Source organism: Variovorax raffinosi (assembly GCF_051216615.1).
Taxonomy (GTDB): Bacteria; Pseudomonadota; Gammaproteobacteria; order Burkholderiales; family Burkholderiaceae_C; genus Variovorax.
The window spans coordinates 421,499-430,487 of the sequence record NZ_JBPJZR010000001.1; the positions used below are offsets into that span (position 1 = coordinate 421,499).

An 8,989-nucleotide genomic window follows, 5' to 3' on the forward strand; every position below is an offset into this window, starting at 1 on the left:
AAAAATGCTCCCGAGTTCGGGGAAAGAACAGGCGCCGACGAGGGCCCGCAAAGGTGGTGGGTGCGAGGTTGCGCGAAGAGCCTGTTCCACGGCAAGTCGTCCTCGGGAATACCCGCCCGGCAACGTGCGGGCGCGCAACACCAGAGAGGGCTCATGCGTGTTTGCAGGCCCCTTTCATATCAACGTCGCGGCGATTACCGCCGAAGGCTCGTCAGGCTGGCGCGTTGAAGCGCGGCGCGCGGCGTTCGATGTTGGCCTTCACGGCCTCGACCTGGTTCGGGCTGCCGATCAATGCCTTCTGCTCGACCGACTCGGCCATCAGCAGCTCTGCAGCGCTCTGCGCCAGCGAGGCATTGAGCAGCCGCTTGCCGGCGCGAATGGCATCAGGGCTCTTGCCTGCGATCTCATGCGCCATCTGCAAGGCTTCGGCCAGCGGGTCGGCCGACAGGCGCGTGGCGAAGCCGATCCGCAAGGCCTCTTCACCCGAGAAAATGCGGCCGGTGAACGTGAGTTCGCGCACCACGTCGCTGCGTGCCAGCTCGCGCATCAGCACCATGCCGGCCATGTCGGGCACCAGTCCCCACTTGATCTCCATGACCGACAGCCTGGTGTCCGGCGCCACGATGCGGATGTCGGCGCCCAGTGCCACCTGAAGCCCGCCGCCAAAGGCCACGCCGTGCACGGCAGCGATGACCGGCACCGGCACTTCGCGCCAGACCATCGCCACATGCTGCGCGGCGTTCGAGATGCCATGCGTGCGCTTGAGCAAGTCGGTGCCCGCAGCGCCCTCGCCCAGCACGTCGGCCGCGCCGCCCTGCTGCTGCATGCGTTCGAAAGACGCCATGTCGAGCCCCGCGCAGAAAGCCTTGCCGCGACCCGAGATCACCACCGCGCGCACCGAGGCATCGCCGCGCAATGCCTCGCCGGACTCGATCAGTGCGTCGAACATCGCCGGATCGAGCGCGTTCATCTTGTCGGCACGTGCGAGCTGCAGTTCCACCACGCCATCGGGGTGGCGGGTCCATTCGATGCGGCGGTCGGTCATGTGGCATGTCTCCTGGGCGGTTCTTTGGGCCAGTATCGCCCGGCATGGCGCTGGGCGATGATGGCGGCTGTCACCTACACAACACCCTCGCCATGCCACTGGACCGCCGCAGCTTTCTTCTTCAATCGGGCTCTGCCGCTGCCGTGGTCGCGCTGTTCGGGCAAGGCTGTGCATCGCCTTCCGCCCCACGCCAGAGCGGAGCGCCCGGCTTCACCAGCGTGCCCGCCTCCCTGCGCGACGCCGTGGTGGTGCCGCCCGAATACGAATGGCAGGTGCTCTACCCCTGGGGCACGCCCGCCGGCATTGCCGGACAGATGCCGGCCTTTGCGCCGGATGCGAGCAACAGCGCCGCCGACCAGGCCGTGCAAGCCGGCATGCACCACGACGGCATGCATTTCTTCGCGCTCGACGCGAGCGGCGAGCGCGGCCTGCTGGTGATGAACCACGAATACACCGACGAGCAGCTGCTGCACACCGACGGCATCAAGAACTGGACGGCGGACAAGGTCCGCAAGTCGCTGCACGCGATGGGCGTTTCGGTGATCGAGATCCGCTGCACGCCTGCCGGCTGGCAGCAGGTGCAGCCCTCGCCCTTCGCACGCCGCGTGCATGGCAACACGCCCATGCGCATCGCAGGCCCCGCCACAGGCACGCCGCTGATGCGTACCGCCGCCAACCCGGCTGGCGACGCGGTGTTCGGCACCTTCGCCAACTGCGCGATGGGCGTCACGCCCTGGGGCACCTACCTGACCTGCGAAGAAAACTTCCACGGCTACTTCGGCGGACCGAAGGAAGCGGCAAAGGGCATGACGGACGCGCAACGCCGCTACGGCACGGTGCCGGGTTCGCAATGGGTCGAGTACTGGCGCTTCGACGAACGTTTCGACCTGAGCCGCCATCCGAACGAGCCGCACCGCTTCGGCTGGGTGGTCGAGATCGACCCGTTCGATCCGACCTCCACGCCCATCAAGCGCACCGCCCTGGGCCGCAAGCGACAGGAAAGCGCCACCTGCACGCTCGCCAAAGATGGCCGCGTGGTCGTCTACATGGGCGACGACTCGCGCTTCGAATACATCTACAAGTTCGTCAGCCGCGACAAGGTGCGCCCCGGCACCGACGCCGCCGCGCGCGCGGCGAACCAGCATCTGCTGGACGAGGGCACGCTCTACGTAGCGCGCTACGACGCAGGAGGCCGCGGCCAGTGGCTCGAACTCGCGCACGGCCGCAACGGGCTCGATGCAGGCGGAGGCTTTGCCGACCAGCCCGAAGTGCTGATCCACGCGCGCCTGGCAGGCGACGCCGTGGGCGGCACGAAGATGGACCGCCCCGAATGGATCGCGGTGCATCCGCAAAGCGGCGAGGTGTACGTCACGCTCACCAACAACAGCCAGCGCGGCGATGCCGGCAAGCCCGCACCCGATGCGGCCAACCCGCGCGCCAACAATCTCTTCGGCGGCATCCTGCGCTGGCGCGAGGACGGCGGCGACGCCGCGAGCACCGCCTTTGCGTGGGACCATTTCGCGCTGGCGGGCGACCCCGCGCAACCGGGCAGCGGCGCGCGCTATCCCTCGGCCGACGTCGACATGTTCGGCAGCCCCGACGGCCTGCACTTCGACAGCGGCGGCCTGCTCTGGATCCAGACCGACATGAGCGGCCAGGTCATCGGCAAGCCACCGTACGCGTCGCTGGGCAACAACCAGATGCTGTGCGCCAACCCCGCCACCGGTCGCATCCAGCGCTTCCTGACGGGGCCGAACGGCTGCGAGATCACCGGCTGCGTGGTCACGCCGGACCGGCGCACGTTGTTCGTCAACATCCAGCATCCGGGCGAAGCGCGCGACGACGGCGGTGCCACAGCGAACAGCGCATGGCCCGATGGCACGACACCGGGCAGCGTGCGGCCTCGCTCAGCCACACTGGCGATCCGTCGGCGCGACGGCGGTATCGTCGGCACCTGAACACAAGACAAAAAAGGACCACGCCATGAGCATCCGCATCGTCCGTCTCGGCACACCACGCGCACCCGGCGAAGGCCTGCGTGTCGGCACCGTCCGTCGCCCGCCGCGCGGCGTTCCAAAGACAGAGTTCGCCTCGCAGGACTGGTACGACGTGTGGTACCCGAACCTCGCGCCTTCCGTCGAGACCATGAAGCAGGCGCAGGAAGCGGAAACGCCCGCGCAATGGAACGCCTTCGTGCGCAAGTTCAAGGCCGAGATGGCCGAGGCCGACGCAAGCCGCAGCCTCGATCTGCTCGCCGCGCTTTCGCACGGCACGTCGCTCGCGGTCGGTTGTTACTGCGAAGACGAATCGCACTGTCACCGATCGGTGCTGCGCGCATTGCTGGCCGAGCGCGGGGCGGACATCGCCAGTTGATTCAGACCTGCGGCGCGGCCAGGAAAACCGGAAGGCTTTCCGCGTGCGCGGAGTACGCCGCCAGCAACGGAAAGTCTCCAGGCGCTACGGCATCTGGCAGCAATAGTTGCGTGAACGCCCAGGCCACGGCGGTTGACACGCCGGCTTGCGTCATCGCGGCTTCCTCGCCCGGCAGCGGATGTGCAGCCACCTCATGTTCGAGCGCCGCGTACGCCGCGATGAGCTGCCCGTGCACCCGGTCGACCCACGGCTGGTGCTGCTTCTCGGCCGGCCGCAGGTTGCGTTCGTAGACGATCTGCACCGTCTTCTCGCACGCGGCCAGCGCCAGCCCGATCACGCGCGTTGCACGAAGCCGTTCAACCGCATCGCGCGGAATCAGGCTGCGGCCGCTGGTTACTTCGGCGTGGTCGATGATCAGCGTCGAATCCATCAGCACCGTGCCGTCTTCACACACCAGCGTGGGCGCCTTCACCACCGGGTTGATCTCGCGAAACTGCTCTAAGGTGCTGAACACCGAGATCGACCGGTGCACGAAGGGAACACCGAGCAGCCGCAGCGAAATGGCGGTGCGCCGCACGAAGGGTGAATCGAGCATGCCGACGAGTTGCATTGTTTCTCCTGAAGAAGGTGCGCCACGATACCGGCCACTGCGCCCGCGCCGAATGGCAATCCATCGAAAATCGGGGCCGCAAACCGATCACCCATCGGTGATCGTCAACGCATTGCCCGGACCGTACACATGAACATCGACAAGAAGGACCGTCTGATCCTCGAAGCCCTGCAAGCCGACGCCCGCCAGAGCCTGGCCGCGCTGGGCAAGCGCATCGGCCTTTCGCAGCCCGCCATGAGCGAGCGTGTGCGCAAGCTGGAAGATGCTGGTGTGATCGAAGGCTACGGCGCCCGCGTCAATTTGCGCGCCTTGGGCGTGGGCCTGCAGGCGATCATCCGCATCGAGACCACGCATGCGGGCATCGCCAAATACCTGAAGCTGTTCGACGCCATGCCCGAGGTGCTGAGCGCCGACCGCGTGACCGGCGAAGACTGCTTCATCGTGCGCTGCGCGATCGCCGGGCCGGCCGACCTGCAGCGCGTGGTGGACGCTCTGGCTGTGGACGGCGCGGTGACCACGTCTCTGGTGCTGTCGAGCCCCGTGAACAAGCACATCACCGTGCATGCGGCGAAGCTGCCGAAGAAATAACGGTCTGTCTTTGCGATTTGTTTGAGGCTTGTTGTTTGGAGGCGCTGCTGTTCAGGGCCGCACTCCCGCCGACACGGTGCTCTTTTTCGCGAATGTCCCCCGCTTCGCTCCTCCTTTATTTCGCGAAAAAGAGCACCGTATCGACGTGAGCGCTCAGAGCAGTCGTTGATCGCAGGATCAATAGCAGCGCGTCCTGTGCGAATGGCACCAGGTGCTCCCCGCAGCGAAATAAAGGAGGAGCGAAGCGGGGGACATTCGCGGAGGGGAGCACCTGGTGTCATTCGCACGCACCCCGAATGAACCCGCACTTCACTCAACAAGGAATCAGCAAGAGCCCCCAGTCGTTCAACGCTGCGCCTTGTCCTTCTGGTTCTGCGCCTCGATGCGTTCGCGCGCAGCCAGCCAATCGGCGTCACTCCACTGACGCAATTCGTAGAAGTTGCCACCGGTGGCCAGCGCATTGCCGCCGTCCATCATGATGCTCTGGCCCGTGAGCCAGTCGCACTGGCCCGGGGCCATGAGGAATGACGCGAGGTTCTGCAGCTCGCTCATGCGGCCGGTGCGCGCCATCGGGTTGTTCTGCTTGCTGCGCGCGCCGGGCTCCTCGCCGGGGTTCAGGCGCTTGCTCATGCCTTCGGTCGGAATCTCGCCGGGGCCCACGGCATTCAGGCGGATGCCGTGGCGCGCCCATTCGACCGCGAGCGACTTGGTCATCACGTCGATTCCGGCCTTGCTCATGGCCGAGGGCACGACGTAGGGGCTGCCGTTGTCGACCCAGGTGGTGATGATGCTCATGACACTGCGGAAGGCATCGCCCTGTTTCCATTCGCCCGACTTGGACTGCGCCACCCAGCGCTTGCCCACGGCCTGCGTCACGTAGAAACTGCCGTGGAAGACGATGTTGGCGACGGCGTCGAAGGCGCGCGGCGAGAGGCTCTCGGTCGGCGACACGAAATTGCCCGCTGCGTTGTTGACCAGTCCGGTGAGGCCGCCACTCTGGAACAGGCTCTCGACCATCTCGTCGACGGCCTGTGCCACGCGGATGTCGACGCCGAAGGTATCGACGCGCCGGTCCGGGAACTGCTGGCGCCATTCGGCCGCCGTTTCCTCGCAGACCGACTGGCGCCGGCCGCAGATGGCCACATCGGCGCCCAGGCTCAGGAAGCGCTCGGCCATCGCACGACCGAGGCCTGTGCCGCCGCCAGTCACGAGGATGCGCTGGCCGCTCATGAGGGAAGCTTCAAACATGATGCGTTGTCTCCTTGTCGTTGCGGCAGCGGCAAGGAAAAGCGCTGCCATCGCGCATGCTACGCGCGAGCCCTGTGCGGTGGCTTGCGGAATCTGGCTCCCGCGCTGCGCGCCCGGGTGAGAATCGCTGCCGTTCGACAGCCCTTTGTTCCTGGATGCACGCCCCATGACAAGCCCTTCTGCCCCTTCCCTGTTGCCGCTTGCGGGCGTGCGCGTCCTGAGCCTTGCGCTCAACCTGCCCGGCCCGGCCGCGCTGCTGCGTTGCCGCGAGATGGGTGCCGACTGCCTGAAGCTCGAACCGCCGGGCGGCGACCCGATGGGGCTCTACAACCGGCCCGCGTATGCCGCGCTGCACGAAGGCATCGCCATCCAGGCTGCGGATCTGAAGACCGAGGCGGGGCAGCAGCAGTTGCACGACGAACTCACGAAAGCGGATGTGCTGCTCACGTCCTTTCGCCCCTCGGCGCTGCGCAAGCTGGGCCTCGACTGGCCCGCGCTGCAGGCGCGCCACCCGTCGCTGTCGCAGGTGGCCATCGTCGGCGCGCCGGGTGAGCGGGCGGAAGAGCCGGGCCACGACCTCACCTACCTGGCCGAAAGCGGCCTCGTGACCGGCACCGAACTGCCGCCCACGCTCTATGCCGACATGGGCGGTGCCCTGCTCGCGAGCGAGGCGGTGCTGAAGGCCATGCTGCTGCGCGCCCGCGCCGGCACAGGTGACAACGACAACAAGGCCGGCGGCGTGTACCTCGAAGTTGCGCTGAACGCCTCGGCCGACTGGCTGGCGCTACCGCGCACCTGGGGCCTGACGCAGCCTTCGGGTGCAGTCGGCGGTGCCCATGCGGGCTACCGCGTCTATCGCTGTGCCGATGGGCGCGTGGCGGTTGCGGCGCTGGAGCCGCATTTCGCGGCGCGCCTTTGCGAAGCGGCGGGCGTGACGTCGCGCGACATGCTGGCACCGGCCACGCACGATGCGCTGGCCGCGTGGCTGGCCGTGCGCACGCGTGCCGAACTGGAGGCCATGGGCCGCGAGCGCGACGTGCCGCTGCTCACGCTGGCCGACTGATCCGCCTCGACGCAGCCGCGTCGTTCAGCGGGCGGGGCCTTCGCGCTTGCGGTCTTCCCGCTTGAGCGCGAGATAGGTGTCGAGATCGACCTCGTGCAGTTGCCGCGGATACTGCTCCGCCGCCGCGAACCAGTAGCGCTCGCGGCGCTCGGCTTGGTCTTGTGCCGGCGCCGCCAGGAAGGCGTCGAGCGTGAGGAAATAGCGCATCGCATTGCGCTCGACCAGCCCGCGCAGGCCACGGATGTACTCTGGCTGGCCGTCCGGGCCCTTGCCGATCGGCGTGAAGCCCACCTTGTCGCGGCCGAAGGTCGCCAGGTAGGCCTGGGTGCCCAGCCGCACCATCATGTTGTGGTCGTAGCTGTAGCTGAAGTGCAGGAAGCTCTTGCGCTCGTCCAGCGCCACGGCTTCGAGCGTGACGCGGTAGTTGCTCGTGCCCAGCGGTCCGCTGGCGGCCGTCATCTCGACCGACAGGTGCTCGGGCGCGGCATTCACGATCCGATAGACGAAGGGCAACTCGAAGGCCTGGTCGACAGGCTTGTCGTAACGCCGCACCACGTAGAGCGTGAGCGTCTCGCGCCCCTGTGGCGACGTGCCCGCGCGGCAACGGCGGTTGTTGATGTGCAGCGCCAGCACGTCGCACCAGCGCGCCGCCCCCTTCAGCGTCGAGCTGATCTCCGAGAGCGAATGGTCGACCACCGCATAGACGTCGCCCTGCAGGCCGCCGGGCGTCTCTTCTGAATCGAGCTGCACGGGGCGCCCGAAGCTGCTGTGATCGAGCTTGTCGCTCATGCGCTGGTGGGTGGCGCGCAAGGTCTGGGCGGGCGTGGTCGACGCAGCCGGCGCGGCCTCGGGCGCCGCCGCCAGCACCGGCAATGCGGCGGAGAACAGCACGGCGCCCGCCAGGGTGCGCATCCACGGGGCCAGCGTACGAAGCGAATGACTCATGGGGTCACACCATACAACGGAGTGCCTCAGTTTGCGCTCAGGCCGCTCCCGTAGCTCCCTGGCGCCTTACCAGGAGGACCATCGCCGCGGCCAACAGCACGGCGCCCGCCCACTGGCGCGGCGCCATCGGCTGCGCCAGCAACAGCGCCGCCAGCACGGCAGCGACCAATGGCTCGATCAGCGTGCCGACCACGGCGGCGGTCGGCGACAACCGGCGTGCGCCCCAGGCAAATGCCAGGTAGGCCACCGAGGTCGTCACCACGCCCGTGTAGCCCACGCCGAGCCATTGCGCCGCGCCTGCCGGCCATGTGATGCCGCCGGGCCACGCGATCACCAGCATGCACAGCGCCGCCACGCTCATGCCCCAGGCCGATGCCGTGACAGCCGGCACCCGCACGGGCATGCGCGCATTGCCGAGCACCACCATCGCGTAGCAGAACGCGGAGCCGAAAGACCAGGCCAGCCCCACCGCATGCCCAGGTGCCAGCGGTCCCCAGCCGGTGGCAGGCATCACGAGCAGCAGCACGCCCACCAGCGCGAGCAGCAGGCCCGCAAGCATGCGCAAGCCGAAGCGCTCGTAGCCGCGCAGCACGGACACCAGCGCGACGATCACCGGCGCGCAGCAGATCGAGATGACCGTCGGCAGTGCCGCACCCAGATGGGCGATGCCGGCGAACCAGCAACTCACGTTGAGCGCCATGGCCGCGCCCGTGGCCACGATCTGGAAGCGCTCGCGCCCTGCCAGGTCGGCCCAGCGCGCATCCGGCTTGGCAGGCGCCCGCCAGTACAGCCACCAGAGCAGCGGCAGCCCCAGCGCGAAGCGCGCCAGCGACAGGCTCTGCGGCGCGATGCCGCCGTCGATCAGGAATTGCGCCACCAGCGCACCGCCGCCCCACAGCGCGCCGGCCAGCAGCACACCGCCCCATGCCAGGGCGGCAGACATTCTTGCGTTCATTGTTGAAAGTTCTCCATGACGCCCGCCGCCTCTTTCTCTTTGCAGAGGGCGGGCAAGACCATCCAGCCGTCATCCGGCCTTGACGAAGAAGGCGGACGGCGGCGACCACTTGCGGGTCTGAGCGCGGCACGAGGCGCGCGTCAGCTGCGGGTCGATGGAGGG

General features: G+C 67.9%; 9 protein-coding genes. 4 read left to right on the forward strand and 5 right to left on the reverse strand.

The genetic code is table 11. The features are described 5' to 3' along the window. Positions 1-211: 211 nt before the first annotated feature. Positions 212-1,045, reverse strand: a complete 834-nt coding sequence (locus tag ACSFB7_RS01985) for a crotonase/enoyl-CoA hydratase family protein (RefSeq protein ID WP_435466554.1) — start codon at positions 1,043-1,045, stop codon at positions 212-214. 92 nt (positions 1,046-1,137) lie between these two features. Between ACSFB7_RS01985 and ACSFB7_RS01990 the strand changes: the two genes are divergently transcribed. Together ACSFB7_RS01990 and ACSFB7_RS01995 are read left to right on the forward strand one after the other, a co-directional pair. Further along, positions 1,138-3,003, forward strand: coding sequence for a PhoX family protein (locus tag ACSFB7_RS01990; protein WP_435466556.1), 1,866 nt, complete (start codon positions 1,138-1,140; stop codon positions 3,001-3,003). 25 nt (positions 3,004-3,028) lie between these two features. Beyond that, complete coding sequence (locus ACSFB7_RS01995; RefSeq protein ID WP_435466558.1) at positions 3,029-3,418, forward strand: DUF488 domain-containing protein; 390 nt, start codon at positions 3,029-3,031, stop codon at positions 3,416-3,418. Between the two features lies 1 nt (position 3,419). On the opposite strand, the gene ACSFB7_RS02000 is transcribed toward ACSFB7_RS01995, so the two are convergent. Further along, complete coding sequence (locus ACSFB7_RS02000) at positions 3,420-4,028, reverse strand: glutathione S-transferase (RefSeq protein ID WP_435466560.1); 609 nt, start codon at positions 4,026-4,028, stop codon at positions 3,420-3,422. Positions 4,029-4,157: 129 nt separating this feature from the next. Between ACSFB7_RS02000 and ACSFB7_RS02005 the strand changes: the two genes are divergently transcribed. Continuing rightward, positions 4,158-4,616 carry an Lrp/AsnC family transcriptional regulator gene (locus ACSFB7_RS02005; RefSeq protein WP_435466562.1) on the forward strand — a complete coding sequence of 153 codons (459 nt, stop codon included), beginning with the start codon at positions 4,158-4,160 and terminating at the stop codon, positions 4,614-4,616. A 345-nt stretch (positions 4,617-4,961) separates the two neighbouring features. On the opposite strand, the gene ACSFB7_RS02010 is transcribed toward ACSFB7_RS02005, so the two are convergent. After that, on the reverse strand, positions 4,962-5,864 hold the full coding sequence (locus ACSFB7_RS02010; RefSeq protein WP_435466564.1) for an SDR family oxidoreductase: 903 nt from the start codon (positions 5,862-5,864) through the stop codon (positions 4,962-4,964). Between the two features lie 166 nt (positions 5,865-6,030). Here ACSFB7_RS02010 and ACSFB7_RS02015 point away from each other — a divergent pair, with 166 nt between their 5' ends. Further along, positions 6,031-6,927: a CoA transferase gene (locus ACSFB7_RS02015; protein WP_435466566.1), complete on the forward strand. Its 897-nt coding sequence runs from the start codon at positions 6,031-6,033 to the stop codon at positions 6,925-6,927. A 24-nt stretch (positions 6,928-6,951) separates the two neighbouring features. Here the strand turns inward: ACSFB7_RS02015 and ACSFB7_RS02020 are convergent, their stop codons facing one another. After that, a complete protein-coding gene (locus tag ACSFB7_RS02020) occupies positions 6,952-7,872 on the reverse strand; it encodes a hypothetical protein (protein ID WP_435466568.1) in 921 nt (306 codons plus the stop codon). A gap of 37 nt (positions 7,873-7,909) precedes the next feature. Further along, the gene (locus ACSFB7_RS02025; protein ID WP_435466569.1) at positions 7,910-8,815 is read right to left on the reverse strand and encodes a DMT family transporter; all 906 of its coding nucleotides are present in this window, start codon (positions 8,813-8,815) and stop codon (positions 7,910-7,912) included. Positions 8,816-8,989: the final 174 nt, after the last annotated feature.